Source organism: Pseudoalteromonas sp. SR41-1, assembly GCF_014164015.1.
Lineage (GTDB): Bacteria > Pseudomonadota > Gammaproteobacteria > Enterobacterales > Alteromonadaceae > Pseudoalteromonas > Pseudoalteromonas distincta.
This window is the reverse complement of record NZ_JACJEK010000009.1, coordinates 101,135-122,166: the sequence shown is the minus strand read 5'-3', so window position 1 is coordinate 122,166 and position 21,032 is coordinate 101,135. Positions and strand designations below refer to the sequence as shown.

Genomic DNA, 21,032 nt, shown 5'->3' with positions numbered 1-21,032 from the left:
AGTTACCTAATTTTCGAGAGAATTTGTAAGTTTTTTAAAAATAAGGATTAGCTGTTTTGAGGGGTAAAATTAAGGATTTTTGGAATAGGAAAAAATTTATATTAATCACATTTTCTGCTCTTGCTGTTACTTTTATTGGTGTTTATGAAATACTCTATCACTCTAATCGACATTATGATGTTTGGTCTGATTTAGGTAGTTGGGTTGGGGGTGTCGGTACTATTTATGCCGTATTTATCGCAATTATTGAGTACAGGAGTCGTAAAAGGGTTGATGGGGCATATGAGAGGTTTGAAATACTGAGTTGTGTAAAAGGAGAGTATTTTCACAGTTGGATGTATTGTACTTTGTATCAACTAGAAACCAAAAGCTGCTTGGAATCATTAAGAAGTTCTTCAAGAGACAAGCAAGATATTGCAATGGAGAAATGGAGCAGTTCTTTGAAGTCGACATTAGAGTTCCATCAAAAATTTACAATTTCTCATAATAAATTATCTAACTTAGTTACACGTTTAAGATTTTTGTCTCCGGATAAACATAAAATATTAAAAGGAGATTTTGAAAATTTGTATAAATTAGCAAATGATGTTGAAAAGCTTATGGATACTATTGATCGAAAGCGATTTGATAAAATTGATCCTAACTGGTCTTCAGAGTTAAATGATTTATCAAATAAAATAAGCAAAAAAAATAATTATGATCTCATTTTTAATATTCAATATGATGAAGAATGGTCTGAATACTTAGAAGGTATTCGAGAAAATGTATTTAACTCTTTATTAAAAAAGCTAGAAAACCCTGAGTTGTAATTTAAAAATATATAGTTTTCTGGAACTTTGTAAAAATATATTTTATGAACTTTCTTCTAATTATATATCTTCACTTAGTATTTTATATCACCAGCCCCACGCAATCCATTTATGATAGTTTTAAATAAAGGACTATAAATGAAGTATCTAAACCGCATTCTACTGTGCCTATCTCTACTTTTCACATCGAACATATTTGCGCTTGAGCAAAAGTATCACGAGAGTGTTTTACCTGTTATTGCTGCTTTTGAAGCGCATGATAAAACTGCGATTGCAGCACTTATTCGCTACCCGCTAAAACGACTATATCCCATACCTGACATTAAAAATGAAGCCGAGTTTATTAACCGCTTTGATGAAGTATTTAATGATGAGCTAGCGGCAGTTATTGCCAGTTCAAACATTAAAACTGATTGGGAGAAAGTAGGTTGGCGCGGCATTATGCTAAATAGCGGCGTTATGTGGGTAGATACCGACGGTAAAATTATTGCTGTAACTACACAAAATACTAAAGAGCAGACACTTGCTAAAAGTTTAATAGAAGACGATAAACAATCCTTGCACGCAAGTATTAATACTTTTGAAAAACCAGTACTCGATTGGAAAACGGCTAACTACCATATTCGTGTTGATGATTTAGGCGAGCATAATTATCGTTATGCAGTGTGGGGTATTAATAAAAAGCCAAGTGACAAGCCTGATATGGTTTTATTTAACGGCGATGTAACGGTTAGTGGCACTGGCGGTAATCACTATTATACGTTTAAAAATGGGCGTTATAGTTACATACTACATGTAACCATTATTGGCTGTGATACATCACCACCAGGTTGGCTTGAAGTTTATAAAGACGATGAGCGATTACTATTTGAAGATGTTATAAGCACTCATTAATGTATGTTTTAGTATGCTTGATAATGTAGATCTGTTTTTAACAGTAAAACGTTCTAATAATTAGTATTTTTATAAAACAGATCTAAGTGGTAGGCTAAAAGTAGTAAGTATAAAATAGTAAGTAATTAAAAATAGTTCTCGCGCAACAAGGAACCCTCCTGTAAAGCGCTTTGCCAAGGAGTTTAGTATGATCACGCTTACCATTAATGGTAATAAACATGAGTTTTCTGGCGATCCGTCAACGCCAGTATTATGGTATCTCCGAGATGAATTAAATTTAACTGGGCCTAAATTTGGCTGTGGTATGGCACAGTGCGGTGCGTGTACCGTGCATATTGATGGGGTAGCTCAGCGCTCGTGTGTATTACCTGTAGCGGCTGCAGCAGGGCGTTCAATTACTACAATTGAAGGGCTAAGCGAGCAGGGCGACCATCCCGTGCAACAAGCATGGATAGAGCATAAAGTACCGCAGTGTGGTTTTTGCCAGTGCGGCCAAATGATGCAAGCTGCAAGCTTATTAGCTGCAAACCCAACCCCTACCGACGATGAAATAGTAAGTAATATGTCGGGAAATATTTGCCGTTGTGGTACATACCCGCGCATTCATAAAGCAATTAAATCAGCCGCTAAAACAATGGCGAGTGTTCAATATTTTGACCCAAATGAACAAGGGGAAGAAGTATGAACCAAGATAACAAATACTTTGATTTAAACCGCCGTAAGTTTTTAAAAACCAGTGCGATAGGTGCGTTAGTACTCGGTACTTATTTTGTAGGCAGTGCGCCAAGAGCGCTTGCGGGTGTGTTAGAGCAGCCATCTGAGCAAGCAAAGCGCGCAAACTTATTTATTGCACTGCGCCCAGACGGCATGGTTGAAATAACCTGCCATCGCTCTGAAATGGGTCAGCAAATTCGCACCGCGATTGCACAAATAGTTGCCGATGAAATGGAAGCCGCGTGGGATAAGGTTATTGTTATTCAGGGTAAGGGCGACCCTAAATACGGCGATCAAAATACCGATGGCTCGCGCAGTATTCGCTACAACATGCAGCGCCTGCGTGAAATGGGCGCAAGTGTACGTTACATGATGCAGCATGCTGCCGCTAAGTATTGGAACGTTGACCCGCAGACCTGTACTGCTAATCAACACGTTGTTACACACAGCTCAGGTAAATCGCTTACTTATAAAGATTTAATCGACTTAGCGCTTACAATAACGCCACCAGAAGCTGACAAACTAACACTTAAAACACGCAAAGAATGGCGCTACATTAATACTGGCATGGCGCACATAGATTTAGCCGATTTAGTAACAGGTAAAGCAATATTTGCAGCCGATGTACGCGAACCAAAAGCGCTGGTGGCTATAATTGAACGTCCGCCAGTGGTAGGCGGTGTTGTTAAGTCATTTGATGCCAGTGCTACAAAAGCGATAAACGGCGTTGTAGATGTTATTGAAATACCTGCACCAAAAGGCGCGCCGCAGTTTCAGCCAAAAGGTGGCATTGCGATTATAGCTAAAAACACATGGGCTGCATGGCAAGGGCGTAAAGCATTAAAAGTCGTGTGGGATGATGGCAAAAATGGCGATTACAATTCAGAAGAATTTAAAAAGTCATTATTACAAACAGTACAAACTCCACAGGCAAACATACGTGATAAAGGGGATGCCATGGGCGTGTTGGCTAAATCGAGCAATAAACTCGTAGCTGATTATTACGCACCGCATCTTGCTCAAGCACCAATGGAGCCGCCGTGTGCAACAGCTATGTACAACAAAGACAGTGTTGATATATGGGCTGCTACGCAAAATCCACAAGCCGATATGAAAACAGTGGCTGCCATGCTTGGCATGGATGAGAGCAAAATTAATGTTCACGTTACCATGTTAGGAGGCGGCTTTGGGCGTAAGTCAAAACCTGACTTTTCAGCAGAAGCAGCTTACCTTTCAATGAAAGTAGGCAAACCTATTCGTGTGCAATGGACGCGTGAAGATGACATACAACATGGTTTTTACCATGCGGTTTCGGCTCAGCATATTGAAGCATCGCTAGATAAAAATGGCGCTATAGAATCTTATTTACACCGCACCGCGTTTTCACCAATTACCTCTACCTTTTCAGAAGGGGCGACTACGCCAGGGAGCTTTGAACTGCGCTTAGGGTTTACCGATAACCCTATTAACACACCTAACATGAAGTTAGAAAATGGTGATGCGCCTGCCAAAGCACGAATTGGTTGGATGCGTTCTGTATCAAATATTTTTCATGCCTTTGCTATTCAGTCATTTATTGGCGAAGCGGCGCACAAAGCCGGTCGCGACCAAAAAGACTATTTACTAGACACCATAGGTCCGAGTCGCATTGTTGATGTAACTGAGCAAAATGCCACATACGATAATTACGGTGGCGATAAAGAGGTTTACCCTTTAGATATTGGCAGACTGCGCCATGTTATTGAAAAAGTAGCTGACATGAGTAAATGGGGGCGAGAACTTCCTAAAGGGCGAGGTTTAGGCATAGCAGCACACAGAAGCTTTTTAACTTACGTAGCTACGGTAGTTGAAGTAGAAGTGTCGGATACTGGCGATTTAAACGTAATTAAATCGTGGGTTGCGATTGATGCGGGTACGGTTGTAAACACCGACACCGTTATAAACCAAACCCAAGGTGGCTCTATTTACGGGATTACAACTGCAATCAGCGATGGTATTACCTTTGATAAAGGGCGCGTACAGCAAAGTAACTTTCATGATTATCGCGTACCGCGTATGAGCGATTCACCTCTTGAGATTGACGTTGAAATTGTACAAAGCGATGCACCACCAGCAGGGGTAGGCGAGCCATCTACACCAGTTTATGCGCCAGCATTATGTAATGCTATTTTTGCAGCGTGTGGAAAGCGTATTAGGCAGTTACCAATAGGTGACCAGCTAAAAGCGTAACTAAATAACCTACAGCTTAAACAAAAAAACCGCCAAAATGGCGGTTTTTTTAGAAGTTAGCGATTAGTGAGTTTTTTCAAACTCATCAACTTCACGCTCTGCTTCTTCTTTAGATTTACCATACTGCTGCTGGATTTTACCCACTAGCTCTGTACGGCTACCTTCAATTTTGTCTAAATCGTCGTTAGTAAGATCGCCCCATTTTTGTTGAGCCTTACCTTTAAGTTCGTTCCAATTACCTTTCATACGATCGCTGTTCATAAGTTTCTCCTTACTTAGATTTAATTAACGTTCAGTATAAAAGGAGCAAGGCGTGTACCAATAAGTTAAATTTTTATTTTTCATTTATAATCATATTGTTATGTTTTTATTGAGCAAGTAATGATTAATGCTGTGAGCACATCCTTAAAAAATATACAGAGCGGTCTGTAATTATTTCTGATTATGATGCTCTTTATAACCACATAGCTTTAGCGGCGCGTTTATTTTTGGTTTTTGTTACAATGCACACAAAGCAATTTTGGGTAAATAGCTGTGCTGCCGGTTCAAGACATATATCAACAACTCGTTACTACATTACAAAGTAATCCTATTACGTTATTACACGCACCGCCTGGTGCGGGTAAATCTACGTGGTTGCCGCTACAACTCATGCGTGACGGGCATTTTAAACGTATTGTAATGCTAGAGCCTCGCCGTTTAGCTGCACGTAATATTGCAAGTTACTTAGCAAAGTGCCAAAACGAGAGTGTTGGGCAAAGTGTGGGTTTGCGGATTAGAGGTGAGAGTAAAGTAAGCGCTAATACGCGCCTCGAAATAGTCACCGAAGGCATGCTAACGCGCATGCTGCAAAACGATCCCGAATTAAGCGATATTGATTTACTGATATTTGATGAATTTCATGAGCGTTCAATTGCAGCCGATACCTCACTTGCCTTTGCGCTCGAGACCCAAAGTGCGCTACGTGAAGATTTAACCATCATGCTTATGTCGGCAACTCTTGATACTGAGCGCTATACAGCTTTTTTTGACTGCCCTGTAATTCAATCAAGCGGTCGCAGCTATCCAATAGATGAAGTATACATACCCATAAAAGATGAAAGTCGCTGGCTTGATGCAATTCCTAACATAGTAAAACAAGCACTTAATGAGCAAACAGGTAGCGCATTGGTATTTTTACCTGGGCAGTTTGAGATATTACGCGTGCAACAAGCACTGAGCGATTTACCCAGTAACTGCCAAGTTGCAACGCTATTTGGCGAGCAAGATAAAGCTAATCAGCAAACTGCTATTGCCCCTGCACCTAACGGCATGCGCAAAGTAGTGCTTACCACCAATGTAGCCGAAACTAGTTTAACTATTGAGGGCATACGCATTGTAATTGACAGCGGCAAGCGCCGTGCAGCCACCTTTAATTTAAAAACAGGGGTTACTGAGCTCACAACACAAAGTATATCGCGCTCGTCTGCTGTGCAGCGCGCTGGGCGTGCAGGGCGAATAGAGCCGGGTATTGTTTATCGAATTGGCTCAAAGCAAACCTTTGAGCGACGTAATAGCCACGACAATCCCGAAATACTCACATCAGACATAAGCCAGCTTATGCTTGAGGCAAAGCAGTGGGGAGCCAGTATTGATGAGCTAACCTTGCTCGATAAGCCCACTGAACAACAATGTGAGCAAGCAAGTAACCTGCTTAACATGCTAGAAGCTATTGATAGCAAAGGTAAGCTCACACCGCTTGGCAGTAAAATGTTAGGTTTTGGTGCTGATATTCGTTTGGCGCATATGCTATTAAAAGCACAAATACTTGATGACCAACTCCCTGGTATTTTTAGGCTCGCTATTTATTTAGTGGCATTACTTGAGAGCCGAGTAAATAGTGCAAACGAGTTGAGCTTAGCGCTGCATAGCCAGCAGCAACGTCCGCATCCGGTATTTAAACAACAGTTAAAATATTGGCAAAGCCGCTTAAAAGTAAAAGACGAAAACAGCGAATTAAATACGCATTATATAAGTTTGCTGGTGGCATTGGCATACCCCGATCGCATCGCTAAAAAACGTGGTAATGGTTATTTACTTGCCAATGGTGCTGGTGCTGAGTTAAATGCCGATTACTGGCACAACGACGATTACTTAGCTATAGCAACCATGGGCGGGCACAAAGGTGGGCGTATATTTGCAGCCACCGCGCTTAACCCATTTGAGTTACAAGAATTTTTACCGCATTTATTTAGTGAACTTACTCGTTGTGAGTTTGATGAAAAATCAGCGCGCTTTATTCACCAAGATGAAGTAAAGCTCGGGGCTATAACGCTCAGCAGCCAGCCTAGTAAACAAAAACTAGATAAGAGCGAGCGTGCTAAAGCGTGGCTTAACTTATTTGCTAAACACGGTTTTGCATTATTTAACGAGCAACCTGATGCGCAACAATTGCTGATACGTATGAGCCTAGCAAGTAATTTAATGCCCGATAAATTCCCGCAAATAAACGAGCAACAACTTATTCAAAATGCAGCGCAGTGGCTAGGCGTGTTTTTAGAAGATATTAAAACGCTCACGCAGCTTAAAAAGTTTAACTACTTTGAAGCATTACAAAACTGCTTTGATTGGCAACAACAAACCACGTTAAAAGCTTTGTTACCTTTGCGCTTAACGGTGCCCAGTGGCTCAAATATAAAAATAGAATACCAACTTGATGGCCCCGCAAAGCTAAGCGTGCGTATGCAAGAAGTTTACGGCTTGACCAGTACGCCTATGCTTGCCAACGGTAAATTGCCATTGCTTATGGAGCTGCTATCGCCAGGTAAACGTTCATTGCAACTTACTCAAGATTTAGCCCACTTTTGGGCTAGCAGTTACCGCGATGTGCAAAAGGAAATGAAAGGCCGCTACCCTAAACATTTTTGGCCAGACGACCCAGCCAACAGCGTTGCAACAAATAGAGTAAAGAGCAAAATGTAGGTGTTAATTTACTTAAAACTGATTTTGTTTGATTATTGAACTTACTAAGGTAATGTACCTATAAAATATTTTTAACTACAGGGAATAGTCAATGAGGTTACTTTTAACGTTAGGTTTGGCTCTAGTAACTGCTTTTTCGGCTTATGCTGAAAAGCCACTCGACTTAAATGCATTTGCGCAGCAATACTATAAAACAATGACCGCAACACAAGCACCTAACGCAGGTGCTAAAGAGCTTGAGGCTTATCTTGCATTGTTAACCGATGATATTGGTAATCAGCATATTCAGTATCAACCGGATGACTCACGTACTCCTGATGGCAAAGAGCAGATGCGCAAAGGTATGAGTTTTTACTTAGGTGCGCACACGTTGTTTGAAAGCGCACTGCTTAATACATTTGTGTTTAATGATACAGGCTTTGCTATTCGTTATAAGAGTCATGCAAAGGGCATTCACCCGCAAAGTAAGCAGCCAATAGAATACACCTCCACAATGATGGAAGTGATTGAAGTTGAAAATGGTAAAGTGGCGATGATCCGCAAGTACCACGAATAACAAATAAGGATATATATGAAACATTTACTTATCGCACTATCAATATTAATGCTTAGTGCATGCGCTAGTACAAAAAGTGATTTTAGATTTGATGGTTCTACACCTGAGTCAACTCAGGCGGGAGTTAACAAAGTTTTAAAGACATTAAAATCTCAAGATTTAATGCGCTTTATAGGCGCCTTAATTGCAATTCAATTTTCTGATGTGCAAAGCGCAGAAGATGTTTTAGGCGACCCAACCATGATGAATGAAATGAATTATTTTATTATTGGTAAAAAAATTGATGGCTTAAATTATTATGAAGTACTGGATCTTGCGAGTTCATCTTCATCGAAAGTGGAAGTTTCGGTAGCGAAATAGTTTCAGCTTTTTTTCTATCTAAAAATATAATTTTACGCCATTGAAGCACTGTATCAATGGCGCTTTTTATACAGTAAGGCTATTTATACATAGCTATTTTTTATGGTAGTTAATTTTTGTAAAGCACCCTATACAGCTAAATGCAGAGTATCGGCATGATCTTGGCTTTTATTATAAGAATAGGCGCTACTTTTATGTTACTGCCTGCTAAACCTCTTTCCCGCCATGGCTCTGTGCAAGGTCATCAAGTTCGGCGCAAGTGTAATCAAAACCACTTTCGTCGTATTCGTATGTCACTTTTACACTATCGCCGCCATTAAAAAGTCGTGTTTTTACATCGTTAACCGGCCAGTCTTTGAGCTCGTGTAAAAATCGGTTAGCAACTTGTGAAGATTCAAAACAATAGCGAATTTCTGTTTTCATAAATAATAAAGCTCTGGCTGTTTACCCCAGCTGCTAGCGCATTATTAATGGGGCGTTCATGATTCGGTTACAAAAAATTAAGAGTTAAATTGTAAATTTTGTGTTTCAATAAATGCATTAAACTCGGTACACACTAACGTACTTTAATTAACAAATGATGACGACTTTACATGCATTATAAATTTGCTCTTATCGCAAGCTCGGTTTTTATACTAAGCGCTTGCGGTGGTTCAGGCTCCGATGATACGCCAACCGTTAACGGAAATAAAATCCCCATTTTGTCAGTCGCTGATATTCCTAGTGAATTAAGTAAAGGCCAAACAATTGAGCTAACAGCAACAGCCAGTGATAAAGACGGCACTATTACATCTGTTGTGTGGCAACAAACGCAAGGGCCTGAACTAATTAGTGGGCCTTTAGAGGCAACAACTACTTCAGTAACACTGCTAAATGCGCAAAGTTATAAGCCTGTTGATTATGCTTTTTCGGTAACAGCAACCGATAACGAAGGGGCAAGCAGTGTAAAAACGCTAAGCTTTACTGCACGTAATAATATGGATGACATTAGCGCCGCACGGTTACTACACCAAGCAACAATGGGACCTAAGCTTAGTGAAATACAAAACGCACAAGGTTTAAGCGAGCAGCAATGGCTTGATAAACAAATAGCGCTACCTATTAATTATCACCGTGATTATTTAGTAAAGTTAAATGACGATGATGACTTTAAATACATAAGCCGCATAGACGCATGGTGGAAGGCAGTAATGCAAAGTGACGATCAACTTCGTCAACGTGTTGCATTTGCGTTAAGTGAAATATTAGTAGTGTCGGATGAAAACAGTGCCTTAAGAGGCCAACCTGAGGGCATGATCACTTATTACGATTTGCTACTAAAGCATGCCTTTGGTAATTATCGTGACTTACTCGAAGATGTCACGCTTTCGCCTATTATGGGAACTTACTTAAGCCATTTGGGTAACGAAAAAGCAGACGATGCACTTAATATTCGCCCAGACGAAAATTACGCACGTGAAGTAATGCAGTTATTTACTATTGGCCTTGAAGAGCTAAACCTAGATGGCAGCGCCAAGCTTGATGCACAAGGTAATACTATTGCTACTTACGGACAGGTCGAAATAGAGGGTTTTGCACGCGTATTTACTGGTTGGACGTTTGCCGATAGTGAAACATTTAAGCGTAAAAGTCGTGACTATATTAAATCAATGGAAGCATTTGACGAGTACCATTCTAGTAAACAAAAAACCTTACTAAATGGCGAGGTTATACCACAAGGTTACGCCGCAGAAGAGTCAATGCAAATAGCGCTCGATAATTTATTTAATCATCAAAATATTGCGCCATTTATTACTAAGCAACTTATTCAGCGATTAATTACGTCAAATCCAACCCCCCAATACGTTGAACGAGTAGCTAATGTGTTTGTTGACAATGGCGCCGGTGTACGCGGCGATTTAGCGGCTGTAGTAAAGGCTATATATTTAGATGATGAAGCACGGCATTTTGGCTCAGTGCTCAACTATCAAGGTAAAATTAAAGAGCCTATTTTAAAAACCGTACAGTTTTGGCGAAATCTCGATGCTAAATCGCCAGCGGGTTATTATAAAACATGGAATTTAATAAATAGCTACGGGCAAGGACCCATGCAGTCGGCTTCGGTATTTAACTTTTTTAGGCCTGATTATCAAACCGCAGCTTTGCGAAATGAAGGTATTGTTGCGCCAGAGTTACAAATAGCAAACGATGCGACACTGATTGGCACCATGAACGCGCTTTACGCAAGTTTAGTGTGGAGTACCGCTGAAGCACACAGTGATTTAAATTCAAATGGTATTTATGTTTATATTCAAGACGACATGAATGTTTTAGAGAAAAACGGTGTTAGCGCCCTATTAACTCAGTACAACACGTTATATTTTGCAGGCGCAATGAGCAGTGGCACACGCCAAGCATTACTTGATTTAGATGCCTACTTTAGTGAAGAGCAATACCGTGAACGGGTTTCGTATTTATTATATATGATTGCTATTTCACCTGAATTTAACGTGCAGAATTAGGAGCGCATAATGAGCATTAATAGAAGAGAGTTTTTGTCGTTATGTGTAAAAGGCAGCGTATCGGCTGCCGCGTTAACGAGCCTGCAATTACAAGCATTAACTGGAGCGACTAATGCCGTTGAGCTAGGTGATTATAAAGCATTAGTGTGTGTGTATTTATACGGGGGGAATGATTCGTTAAATATGCTCGTTCCGCTTGAAGGCGAGCAACGGAGTTTGTACGAGCAAAGCAGGCAAAACCTAGCGGTAGAAAGCCCACTTGAGCTAAGCATTAAAAGCCAGTTTGCTGGTGGCGTAGGTATTCACCCTTCACTTGAACCCATACAAAATGTGTTTGAATCCCAAAATTTAGCATTTATAGGCGGGGTAGGTACTTTACTCGCTCCCACAACATTGAATGACTATAAAACAATAGGTTTGCCTAAGCATTTGTTTTCGCATAACGATCAGCAAGCTGCGTGGATGTATGGTCGAGAAAAACAATCACTTAATAGCGGGTGGGGCGCACGACTTTTAGAGCGTTTAGAGTTACAAGATGAGTTTGCAGCTAATGTATCACTCGACGGTACTAATTTATGGCAAACGGGAAGTGCTAGCAATGCATTTGCGCTTAACAAAAGCGGCATTAGTAGTATTAACGCGTTTGGAGGGTATCAACCTCGTAGCGAGCACGTAACCGCTATTATGAACCGCTTACTAGGCAATACGAGCCATCCGTTAAGTACAGCTTATGCCAATGGCTTAACAAGTGCGATAAATAACACTCAAGCAATGAACAGCGCGTTAGAAAGCGCGCCTGCACTTATTACCCCATTTAGCGATAATAGCCTTAGTGAGCAATTTGCCGCAGTCGCTAAAACAATTAGCGTACAGGCAAAGTTGAGTACTCAACGCCAAGTGTTTTTTGTTTCTATGGGGGGGTATGATACCCACGACAACCAATTAACAACGCACCCTGCTTTATTAAATACGTTAGCTCAAGGGTTAAGTGAATTTGATAGTGCGATGAAAGAGCTTGATATGGCTGATAAAGTGACTACGTTTACTATGTCTGATTTTGGTCGCACGTTGACCTCAAATGGCGATGGCACTGACCATGGTTGGGCAGGGAACCAAATAGTAATGGGCGGCGCAGTAAAAGGCGGCAATATATATGGCGAGCTATTAACTCAACATTTGGATGGCGCACAAGATACCGGTGGCGGGCGTTTAATTCCAAGTGTTGCTAATGAGCAGTACTTTGCCACATTGGCTCAGTGGTTTGGTGTGCCAAGCTCTGAGCTTGTTGATATTTTTCCAAACTTGAGTAACTTTGATCACACAACATTGGACTTTTTTGTGTAATTAGTCGCTAATAGTAATCTAAAAGCGCTTGTTAGTAGTATAAGCTACTGTTTAATAGTGCTTAATTGTTTTAATAATAAAAAATCACACAATATAGGAATCATAAAATGAAAGTTTTAGTGAGCTTAGTTAGTCTAATCGCCTTTTTACTCGTCATACTGCCAGGGCCTTTGTATAAATTTGGTATTGTAGAGCTAGGAACTGCGTTTGCTGGTTTTAAATTTGGTGTTTACGCTGGTGGCGCTGCATTGGTGCTACTTATAGTACAAGCGTTATTTATGCGTAAAACGTTAACGCTAAGCAGTGGTGTTATTGCGCTTGTGTTTTCGGTTGTGGCTATTGCTATGCCACTTAACATGATGAACAAAGCTAAAAGCGTACCGGCAATTCATGATATTTCAACAGATTTAGTTAACCCACCAAAATTTGTAGCAATTGCGCCACTTCGTGCTGAAGCACCAAATCCAGTAGAGTACGCGGGTGAAGAAACGGCAGTACAGCAACGCAAAGCATACCCTGAACTGGCAACGTTAAGCTTTGCACAATCTAAAGCCGATTTAATGACAGCAAGCGAACAAGCAGTTAAAAATCTTGGCTTTGCAGTGGTAAGTGCAAATACGGCTACGGGTATTGTTGAGGCGACTGATACAACAACATGGTTCGGTTTTAAAGACGATGTGGTCATTCGTATTAAAGATGAAGGCAGCCAACGTTTTGTTGATATTCGTAGTAAATCGCGAGTAGGGCGTAGTGATTTAGGAAAAAATGCAGAGCGCATTCATTCAATTATTAATGAACTAAACAGCTTACTTGCAAAATAATTAAGTTTAGCGCCCTAGTACTAACGATTGAGCCCAAACACTGTTTGGGCTTTTTTGTGCCTATTTTATATTGTCAGGTTCTATTCACGGGCTATGGACTATGCTGTTGATGATTTAAATTTTTAACCACTATGGAGTTATTATGAAAACAGTAGGATATGCAGCAAAAAGCCAAGGTTCTGAATTGACAGAGTTTTCTTTTGAGCGCCGCGATTTACGAAATAACGATGTAGAAATTGAAATTTTATACTGTGGTGTGTGCCATTCAGATTTACACGCCGTACGAAATGATTGGGGTGGCAGTAACTATCCGCTAGTACCTGGGCACGAAATTGTTGGTAAAGTTATGTCGGTAGGTAGCGACGTTAAAAAATATAAGCAAGGCGACACAGTTGCTGTGGGTTGTATGGTTGATTCGTGCCAAAGTTGCGATCAATGTGATAACGACGAAGAACAATTTTGCCGCGAAGGCATGGTTGGTACGTACGCAGGCAAAGACCGCGTTAGTGGTGAAATGACCCAAGGTGGGTATTCTAAACATGTTGTTGTACGCGAAGAATTTGTACTTTCTGTACCAGAAAATTTAGACCTTTCACGCGTTGCACCGCTACTTTGTGCAGGTATTACTACGTATTCGCCACTTCATAAGTGGGGCGTAAAAAAAGGTAGCCGTGTTGGTGTTGTTGGTCTAGGTGGGCTTGGTCACATGGCCGTTAAAAATGCAGTTGCAATGGGTGCAAGCGTTACGGTAATTGGCCGTAGTGAGTCTAAAAAAGATGATGCGGTTAAATTAGGCGCTCAGCACTATTTAGTGTCATCTAATGATGACGAAATGAAAGACTCGCAATCTGCCTTTGACGTCATTATAGATACAGTCCCTGTAAAACATGATTTATCTATTTACACACCGCTACTTGATGTAGATGGTACATTAGTTATTGTTGGCCAAGTTGGTCCAGTGGATGAGCTAAGCACGGTGCCATTATTAATGGGTCGCCGTCGTATTGCAGGCTCACTTATTGGTGGTATTGCACAGACGCAACAAATGCTCGACTTTTGTGGTGAAAATAACGTGCTACCTGAGTGCGAAATGATCAACATTGACGAAATTAACACGGCATACGAGCGTATGGAAAAGTCAGACGTACGATACCGCTTTGTTATTGATATGGCATCGTTAAACGCTTAATTTACTAGGTAAATTAAAAATAAAAGAGCCGCTAATTAGCGGCTCTTTTTGTATTTTAAATTAACTCGAACTCAGTTAATTAGTAGCTTGCGCTGTTGGTTGCTGTTTGTTTAGTTGTAAGTAACTTAATAGCCACATACCCAAACCACCTAAAAACAATGCAGCTGCTACGTAACCTGTTTGATTAGGTGCAGCACCTTGCGCTATTGCTATTCCGCCAACCCAAGGACCTATAGCATTGGCAGTATTAAATGCGCACTGTACTAAGGCACCAATCATAGCGTGGCCTTCGGGCGCAACGTCCATTAAAAGCGTTTGAATCAGCGTAGCCAAGCCCACACTGCAACCAATAAAGAAGATCACCGCGTAAAGAGCCCAAATATTATGGCTTGCCGTTACATATGCAAAGGCAAATACAATAGTACATACAAGCGCAAGGCCAGTCGTTTTAATTGCTGATTTATCGGCAGCTTTACCCAGTACATAGTTACCGAGTGTACAACCGATACCAAACATTACCATTGCGATAGAAATAGTATACGGAGCTGTTTTTGTTACCACTAATATGGTGTCGGCAATGTAAGTATAAATACAAAACACTCCGCCAAAGCCAATAATTACAATACCCAAAATGGACCAAACCAGTTTATTTTTAAGTACGCCAAACTCGTTTAGTAAGTTAGAAGGCTTAGCGTTATCGATACTAGGCACTACTTTATAAACAAAAACAAAAGCAATAAAGGCCAGTACTGCAGCGCCAGCTAAACAATAACGCCAACTTAAATTTTGACCTACAAGTGTAACTATAGGCACGCCAACAATAGTAGCCACAGTTAAACCCATAAACACCTTAGACATAAAGCTTGCACGCTTACCTTTTGGGGCAATATCTGATGCTAATAAAATAGCAGCACCAAAATATGCACCATGAGGTAAGCCACTTAAAAATCTAAATATTACAAGCTGCTCAAGCGATGTTGCCATCGCGCTTAACCCGTTTGAGATAAACATTAAGCTTATAAAAATGAGCAATGCTTTGCGCTTTCTCATATTAGCAGTGGTAAGCATTAAAATAGGGGCGCCAACTACAACACCAATGGCGTAAGCACTAATTGCGTAACCACTTTGTGAGGGCGTTGATCCAAATGTTTCGCTAATTAGTGGCAGCATAGGCATCATCGAAAACTCAGATAATCCTAAAATAAATGTGCCAAGTGCTAATACGAGTAAAATAGCGGTTCTGTTAAGTTGACTAGATGCCGACGTTACATCTGATGTCATAGATGATCCCTTAAGATTTAATTTTAAAAGTGAAACAGCACAATAAATTCTGAATAGAAAATATTATATGTATGCTTAAATTTTGGTGTGAGAGGGTAGTCTGTGAGAGTGCTATTTTAAGTTAAAAAAAGTACAGAGTCATGCATAAATTAGTGTTTTTGTTAGGTTTTTTAAATGTTAATTAGAAGTAAATACTACTTAAAATTTATAAAATAAAAAAACTATTTATAAAGCATGCATCTATAAGGTGTTAAATATTCGCCGAAAGGTTATTTAGAGCTTATATTTACAGTATAGTTACATATTTGTTTAACGTTATTCTGCTAATGTTTTTACTAATTTACTCCTTAAGGTTTTTATATGTTTGGTATTTCTAAAAGAAACGCAAAAATTGAAGAAATGGAGCTTCAATTAATTCAAAAACAGTCTATCTTGTCGGCAATTAACAAGCATGTGGCTTATATAGAGTTTACACCTGAAGGAATAATATTAGACGCAAATCAGTTATTTCTAGCTACTGTAGGCTACAGCAAAGAGCAAATAATTGGCAAACATCATCGCATGTTTTGCGAACCTGAATATGCAAAGTCAGATGAATATAGCCAATTTTGGCAAGCATTAAAAACCGGAGATTCTAAATCAGGATCGTTTTTAAGATACAAAGCTAATGGCGATAAGCTTTGGCTTGAGGCAACTTACTTTCCTGTAGAAGAGCATGGCGTAGTCACTAAAGTGATTAAAATAGCCTCTGATATTACGACTAGTTATATACAACGAAAGGCACAAGAAGCCATAGCTAGTGCACTCGATAAAGCATTGGCTACAATAGAGTTTACCCCACAAGGTAATATTTTAAGCGCAAATCAAAACTTTTTAGCGACAGTAGGCTACAGCTTAAAAGATATTGTAGGTAAACATCATAAAATGTTTTGTACTGAAGTGTTTTATGAGAAAAACCCACACTTTTGGAATGAATTAGCGCAGGGGCAGTTTAAGTCAGGAAAATTTAAACGTATTGCCGCCGACGGTTCAGAAATTTGGCTAGAAGCTACTTATAACCCAATATTAGATAGCAAAGGTAATGTAATTAAAATAATTAAGTTTGCATCAAATATTACTGATCGTATACACAATAATAATGCAGTGACTGAAGCCGCTGCAATCGCGTATGAATCGGCGGTAGCTACAGCGCAAACCGCTAAAAAAGGTTCTGAGATACTACAAAGTTCTGTTGCAAACTCAGATGCCATTGTAAGCCAAGTTCTTAAGTCAGTTGATTTAATTAAAAATCTTAATGAACAATCAGCTGTAATAGGCTCCATTGTTTCTACAATCAGCAGCATTGCTGATCAAACTAATTTACTTGCACTCAATGCTGCTATTGAAGCTGCACGTGCTGGTGAATACGGTCGAGGTTTTGCTGTAGTAGCTGACGAAGTAAGGCAACTTGCAGCCAGTACGAGTAGTTCAACTAATGAAATAGCGACCGTTGTTAAAAATAACCAAGAGCTCACTAATGATATATCAAGGCAAATTACGTCGGTTTCAGACTCTTCAGAGCAAGGCCGAGAGCTTATTGCGAATGTATCTGAGGTTATTAAAGAGATTGAGCGAGGGGCTGATATTGTTTCTCAAACAGTCGCTGAGTTAAATACTTAATTTATTATATGACCTTTTAGATTAAACACGCCTAACAACATTCAAAATTGATAAAGTGCGACAATATGTCGCGCTTTTGCTTTTGCAGTTCACACTATAATTACGCCAATTATTACAGTGGCATAAATTAACAATGGTTTATAAAAGCAAAACTCAAAAAACTTACTTACTTTCCCCTGTCGCACTTTTTATTAGCGGTGTGCTATCTACTTTTGCATTTGCCGACGATACGTCTTTAGAAGTAATTGAAGTACACGGACATGCTCAAAATAAGCACTTAGCACTTGGTTCGTCAGAATCGTTATTAAGTGATTTAGGTGTCGACTTTTCAGCTGCGGGCGGCGTATCTAACTTACCTATTTTAAATGGTTTAATGGGCGACAGAGTTAAAGTGTTAATTGATGGCGCAGATGTAACCGCTGCATGCGCTAATCATATGAACCCGCCACTTTCATATATCTCGGCTAATCAAATTACGTCTTATAATGTGGTTGCAGGCGTGTCGCCAGTGAGTGCGGGCGGCGATAATATTGCTGGCGTAATAAGCGTTAATTCTATTTCACCACAGTATAGCGATAGCAATGAATTAGGTTGGCACTCAGGTTATGTGTCAGCAAAGTACAGTAGCGTTGATAACGGACGTAAACTTGGCGTTGGTGCACGTTTAGCAAGTGACACGCTTAGCCTTAATTATCAGGGTTCGTTTAGTGACGCAGATAGTTATGAAGACGGTAACGGCGATGTAGTATTAGATACATTGTATCGAGCACAAAATCATAGTTTAACCGCAGCTATGCGCGATGATAAACAGCAATTAGTGATAAAGCTAACACATCAAAAAATCCCGTATCAGGGATTTGCAAATCAGTATATGGATATGACCGATAACACCAGTTACGGTGCAATAGCTCAATACAAACGCTCTTTTGATAACAGCGAGCTTGAAGGGCAAGTTAATTGGCACAGTGTAAAGCACGAAATGGGTTTTTTTAGCCAAGAAAAAACAGGCATGATGCCAATGAAAACCGATGCACAAGATATAAGTACGCAGCTTAAATGGCGTATCGCGCTTAATAAAAGCAGCAGTATTTTACTCGCTCAAGAATATTACCATTACCGCATTGATGATTGGTGGCCAGGTATTGAAGGCTCAACCATGATGGGACCAAACGATTACGTAAATATAAATAATGGCAAACGAGCGCGCATAGCAGCATTTGCTGAATATGAGAGCCAAATAAATACAAAACTGTGGCTAAACGCAGGTGTACGTATTGAAAGTGTTAATACCCAAGTAGGTGAGGTTCAGCCTTACAACGACGGTATGAGCATGATGGATATGGGCGATATGAGCGACATGGGGGGTATGGAAAGTATGACCATGAGCGATACGTCTACAGATAATAGCATTGCTGCACAGAACTTTAATGCTGGAGACAGAGATAAAACCGACACCATAGTTGATGCTAACTTATTAATTAATTACCAAATAACAAATTTTGATGAGCTGCAATTTGGTCTTGCCCGTAAAAACCGCGCGCCCAATTTATACGAGCGATACAGTTGGGGTGTAAGCACCATGGCAACCACCATGATTGGTTGGTATGGCGATGGTAGTGGCTATATTGGTAACCCTGATTTAGACGTTGAAACTGCGCATACAATAAGTGCTACTTATATTAAATCGGCTAAAGATGATGGTTGGCGATTAAGTACCAATGTGTGGTATACCGATGTGAGCGACTATATTGATGCTGATATTGTAAGAAGCTTCAATAGTTATGACTTGGACAACACAGCGCGTAATATTTTGCAGTTTACTAATGTAGATGCCATTTTATATGGTGCAAAAATAGATTTAACAGCCAACATTTATGAATCTAAGGATTTAGGTAACTGGCAGTTACACGCTAATGTTACTAATACGAGAGGCAAGCGCGACGATACTAACCAGCCGCTTTATCAAATTAAACCACTGCAGACCCAGCTAGGTATTAGCCAGCAAATGGGTCGGTTTGAAAACGCATTATCTTGGCAGTGGGTCGATAATAAAAGCCGTGTAGATAATAATCGTTTTGAAAACCAAACAGACAGCTACAGCTTGGTTAATTTAAGCTCTAAAGCCACATGGGATTCATTAACGCTAAGCGCAGAAGTGAGTAACGTGTTTGATGAGTACTACCAACTCCCACTAGGCGGCGTAAGTATTGCAGCACTTAAACAAGATAGCAGCAACGGGTTTGAACAACTTGCTGGGCAGGGTCGTTCATTTAATGTAAGCATTAGTTACGCGTTTTAACTAAATTAAATTTTAAAATAAAGTAAAAGCCATAACTGTGTTATGGCTTTTTTCATACGCTTTAATATGTAAGCCGTAAACTTATTTTTATGAAATATTTGTACGCAAAAAGCGTTCTATTAAGCACGCTTGTACTAATTTTACAGCGTTATTTTAAGGCAATGCAGTAAAAAGCAGTAACTTGTTCATCACCCAATGATTAGGAAGTACAGTGTTTAAGCAATTTAAAAATAAAGTGATGGGTGCGCCAACAGCTATGGCCGGTTTAGCTTTGGGTATTGCTAGTATGGGATGGACATGGGAAAACGTTTTTAATTTAAACTCCCAAGGGCAATCTTTGGGAGCGGTATTAGCTGGCGTATTAGTTTTACTTTTGGCTGCTAAGTTTTTACTACACCCTCATTTATTAAAAGCCGATTTAGCACACCCAGTTGCAGGAAGTGTGATCCCTACATTTGCAATGGCTAATCTTGTTATTTCAAACTCAGTTGGGCAATTTAACCAATTAGCTGGCGACATTATGTGGGTTTTAGCTTTTGTGTTGCATCTAACCTTTTTGGTGAGTTTTTTATACCAGCGAGCAAAAAAGTTTAATTTTGAAGATATGGCGCCTAGCTGGTTTGTGCCACCAGTGGGGATAATTATTGCAGATGTTACTTTTTCGGGAAATCCGACATTAGCGTGGTTAGCTTATAGTGCATTAGTTATTGGTATATCAACGTACGCTATAATGCTGCCAATTATGTTTTATCGTTTTTTATTAGCATTAAAAAGTGACTACGAAATACAGCCAACACTCGCCATTTTAGCAGCACCAGCCAGTTTAACATTAGTGGGGTATTTTCATGTTTTAGCTAATCCGTCACTTGTTATAGTGGGGGCATTATTTATATTAGCGATAATAAAAACACTGATTGTTTATGTGTTATTTATAAAGTTATTAAGCAGACCTTTTACGCCGAGCTACGCTGCTTTTACATTTCCAATGGTTATTGGGGCAACTGCATTATTTAAAATGGCTGATTGGATGCAAAGTATAAACCTCGCAATGCCATATGTAGATACAGTTAATTACTTAGCCACGTTTGAACTTATAGTTGCCACGGCAGTGGTATGTTATGTAAGTGGTCGCTACTTTTGCCACTTTAAATTATCAAAGCAACAGGTAACATAAAGCTACTCTTGGGTTGCCTGTGGCTCATTACTTTCTTGTTCAGCTAGTTTTTCGCGCTCAGCTTTTGATACATAAGACGGTTTGTTGCTTTTATGCAATTTAGCGTTAGTGCGTTTATCTTTTTTTTGAAATTTAGTGACGATTTTTTTACGACGGTTCACAATTAAATACCCTGTTAATTTTAAGTCGCGCATTATACAGTCATCCTCATAAAAGCTGCTATATAAATATTTAACATGAA

18 protein-coding genes are annotated in these 21,032 nt (G+C 39.8%); 14 read left to right on the top strand and 4 right to left on the bottom strand.

The features are described from left to right. The first annotated feature begins 56 nt into the window (after positions 1–56). From H5118_RS09905 to H5118_RS09890, 4 genes are all read left to right on the top strand, one after another. Positions 57–809: a hypothetical protein gene (locus H5118_RS09905; RefSeq protein ID WP_182748694.1), complete on the top strand. Its 753-nt coding sequence runs from the start codon at positions 57–59 to the stop codon at positions 807–809. A 138-nt stretch (positions 810–947) separates the two neighbouring features. Beyond that, positions 948–1,703, top strand: a complete 756-nt coding sequence (locus tag H5118_RS09900) for a hypothetical protein (protein ID WP_182748692.1) — start codon at positions 948–950, stop codon at positions 1,701–1,703. Positions 1,704–1,890: 187 nt separating this feature from the next. Further along, complete coding sequence (locus H5118_RS09895; protein ID WP_182670838.1) at positions 1,891–2,388, top strand: (2Fe-2S)-binding protein; 498 nt, start codon at positions 1,891–1,893, stop codon at positions 2,386–2,388. After that, positions 2,385–4,646, top strand: a complete 2,262-nt coding sequence (locus H5118_RS09890; RefSeq protein ID WP_182748691.1) for a xanthine dehydrogenase family protein molybdopterin-binding subunit — start codon at positions 2,385–2,387, stop codon at positions 4,644–4,646. The genes H5118_RS09895 and H5118_RS09890 overlap by 4 nt, the downstream gene beginning before the upstream one ends. A 63-nt stretch (positions 4,647–4,709) precedes the next feature. Here H5118_RS09890 and H5118_RS09885 read toward each other — a convergent pair whose 3' ends face one another. Continuing rightward, positions 4,710–4,907 (bottom strand): CsbD family protein, encoded by a 198-nt coding sequence (locus H5118_RS09885; RefSeq protein WP_008132353.1) that lies wholly within the window; start codon positions 4,905–4,907, stop codon positions 4,710–4,712. A 273-nt stretch (positions 4,908–5,180) separates the two neighbouring features. Between H5118_RS09885 and hrpB the strand changes: the two genes are divergently transcribed. The 3 genes from hrpB to H5118_RS09870 all read left to right on the top strand — a co-directional run bounded on the left by hrpB (position 5,181) and on the right by H5118_RS09870 (position 8,523). Then, positions 5,181–7,607, top strand: coding sequence for an ATP-dependent helicase HrpB (gene hrpB, locus H5118_RS09880; protein WP_182748689.1), 2,427 nt, complete (start codon positions 5,181–5,183; stop codon positions 7,605–7,607). Positions 7,608–7,698: 91 nt separating this feature from the next. Further along, positions 7,699–8,163 carry a nuclear transport factor 2 family protein gene (locus H5118_RS09875; RefSeq protein ID WP_182748687.1) on the top strand — a complete coding sequence of 155 codons (465 nt, stop codon included), beginning with the start codon at positions 7,699–7,701 and terminating at the stop codon, positions 8,161–8,163. A 15-nt stretch (positions 8,164–8,178) separates the two neighbouring features. Further along, the gene (locus tag H5118_RS09870; protein ID WP_182735964.1) at positions 8,179–8,523 is read left to right on the top strand and encodes a hypothetical protein; all 345 of its coding nucleotides are present in this window, start codon (positions 8,179–8,181) and stop codon (positions 8,521–8,523) included. A gap of 207 nt (positions 8,524–8,730) precedes the next feature. Here the strand turns inward: H5118_RS09870 and H5118_RS09865 are convergent, their stop codons facing one another. Next, entirely contained in the window at positions 8,731–8,946 is a 216-nt protein-coding gene (locus tag H5118_RS09865) for a hypothetical protein (RefSeq protein WP_002958138.1), read from the bottom strand. A 170-nt stretch (positions 8,947–9,116) separates the two neighbouring features. Here H5118_RS09865 and H5118_RS09860 point away from each other — a divergent pair, with 170 nt between their 5' ends. From H5118_RS09860 to H5118_RS09845, 4 genes are all read left to right on the top strand, one after another. Further along, positions 9,117–11,024, top strand: coding sequence for a DUF1800 family protein (locus H5118_RS09860; protein ID WP_182748685.1), 1,908 nt, complete (start codon positions 9,117–9,119; stop codon positions 11,022–11,024). A 9-nt stretch (positions 11,025–11,033) separates the two neighbouring features. Further along, on the top strand, positions 11,034–12,368 hold the full coding sequence (locus H5118_RS09855) for a DUF1501 domain-containing protein (RefSeq protein WP_182748683.1): 1,335 nt from the start codon (positions 11,034–11,036) through the stop codon (positions 12,366–12,368). A gap of 107 nt (positions 12,369–12,475) precedes the next feature. After that, positions 12,476–13,189: a DUF1499 domain-containing protein gene (locus tag H5118_RS09850; RefSeq protein ID WP_182748681.1), complete on the top strand. Its 714-nt coding sequence runs from the start codon at positions 12,476–12,478 to the stop codon at positions 13,187–13,189. Positions 13,190–13,331: 142 nt separating this feature from the next. Then, positions 13,332–14,378, top strand: coding sequence for an NAD(P)-dependent alcohol dehydrogenase (locus tag H5118_RS09845; RefSeq protein WP_182748679.1), 1,047 nt, complete (start codon positions 13,332–13,334; stop codon positions 14,376–14,378). 75 nt (positions 14,379–14,453) lie between these two features. Here H5118_RS09845 and H5118_RS09840 read toward each other — a convergent pair whose 3' ends face one another. Then, positions 14,454–15,659 carry an MFS transporter gene (locus tag H5118_RS09840; RefSeq protein WP_024598262.1) on the bottom strand — a complete coding sequence of 402 codons (1,206 nt, stop codon included), beginning with the start codon at positions 15,657–15,659 and terminating at the stop codon, positions 14,454–14,456. A 360-nt stretch (positions 15,660–16,019) separates the two neighbouring features. On the opposite strand from H5118_RS09840, the gene H5118_RS09835 reads away from it, so the two are divergent. The 3 genes from H5118_RS09835 to H5118_RS09825 all read left to right on the top strand — a co-directional run bounded on the left by H5118_RS09835 (position 16,020) and on the right by H5118_RS09825 (position 20,791). Beyond that, the gene (locus tag H5118_RS09835; protein WP_182196878.1) at positions 16,020–17,318 is read left to right on the top strand and encodes a PAS domain-containing methyl-accepting chemotaxis protein; all 1,299 of its coding nucleotides are present in this window, start codon (positions 16,020–16,022) and stop codon (positions 17,316–17,318) included. A 133-nt stretch (positions 17,319–17,451) separates the two neighbouring features. Then, complete coding sequence (locus H5118_RS09830) at positions 17,452–19,617, top strand: TonB-dependent receptor (RefSeq protein ID WP_182748678.1); 2,166 nt, start codon at positions 17,452–17,454, stop codon at positions 19,615–19,617. A gap of 211 nt (positions 19,618–19,828) precedes the next feature. Beyond that, complete coding sequence (locus H5118_RS09825) at positions 19,829–20,791, top strand: TDT family transporter (protein ID WP_182748676.1); 963 nt, start codon at positions 19,829–19,831, stop codon at positions 20,789–20,791. 2 nt (positions 20,792–20,793) lie between these two features. Here the strand turns inward: H5118_RS09825 and H5118_RS09820 are convergent, their stop codons facing one another. Further along, a complete protein-coding gene (locus H5118_RS09820; RefSeq protein ID WP_024597023.1) occupies positions 20,794–20,985 on the bottom strand; it encodes a DUF2986 domain-containing protein in 192 nt (63 codons plus the stop codon). Between the last annotated feature and the right edge of the window lie 47 nt (positions 20,986–21,032).

Excerpts from the sequence above, each read along its gene's own strand:
- H5118_RS09830 (WP_182748678.1), top strand. The coding sequence starts at position 17,452 with ATGGTTTATAAAAGCAAAACTCAAAAAACTTACTTACTTTCCCCTGTC.
- H5118_RS09860 (WP_182748685.1), top strand. The coding sequence starts at position 9,117 with ATGCATTATAAATTTGCTCTTATCGCAAGCTCGGTTTTTATACTAAGC.
- H5118_RS09865 (WP_002958138.1), bottom strand. The coding sequence starts at position 8,946 with ATGAAAACAGAAATTCGCTATTGTTTTGAATCTTCACAAGTTGCTAAC.
- H5118_RS09835 (WP_182196878.1), top strand. The coding sequence starts at position 16,020 with ATGTTTGGTATTTCTAAAAGAAACGCAAAAATTGAAGAAATGGAGCTT.
- H5118_RS09850 (WP_182748681.1), top strand. The coding sequence starts at position 12,476 with ATGAAAGTTTTAGTGAGCTTAGTTAGTCTAATCGCCTTTTTACTCGTC.
- H5118_RS09875 (WP_182748687.1), top strand. The coding sequence starts at position 7,699 with ATGAGGTTACTTTTAACGTTAGGTTTGGCTCTAGTAACTGCTTTTTCG.
- H5118_RS09840 (WP_024598262.1), bottom strand. The coding sequence starts at position 15,659 with ATGACATCAGATGTAACGTCGGCATCTAGTCAACTTAACAGAACCGCT.
- H5118_RS09885 (WP_008132353.1), bottom strand. The coding sequence starts at position 4,907 with ATGAACAGCGATCGTATGAAAGGTAATTGGAACGAACTTAAAGGTAAG.
- H5118_RS09890 (WP_182748691.1), top strand. The coding sequence starts at position 2,385 with ATGAACCAAGATAACAAATACTTTGATTTAAACCGCCGTAAGTTTTTA.
- H5118_RS09895 (WP_182670838.1), top strand. The coding sequence starts at position 1,891 with ATGATCACGCTTACCATTAATGGTAATAAACATGAGTTTTCTGGCGAT.
- H5118_RS09855 (WP_182748683.1), top strand. The coding sequence starts at position 11,034 with ATGAGCATTAATAGAAGAGAGTTTTTGTCGTTATGTGTAAAAGGCAGC.
- H5118_RS09900 (WP_182748692.1), top strand. The coding sequence starts at position 948 with ATGAAGTATCTAAACCGCATTCTACTGTGCCTATCTCTACTTTTCACA.
- H5118_RS09870 (WP_182735964.1), top strand. The coding sequence starts at position 8,179 with ATGAAACATTTACTTATCGCACTATCAATATTAATGCTTAGTGCATGC.
- H5118_RS09820 (WP_024597023.1), bottom strand. The coding sequence starts at position 20,985 with ATGCGCGACTTAAAATTAACAGGGTATTTAATTGTGAACCGTCGTAAA.
- H5118_RS09845 (WP_182748679.1), top strand. The coding sequence starts at position 13,332 with ATGAAAACAGTAGGATATGCAGCAAAAAGCCAAGGTTCTGAATTGACA.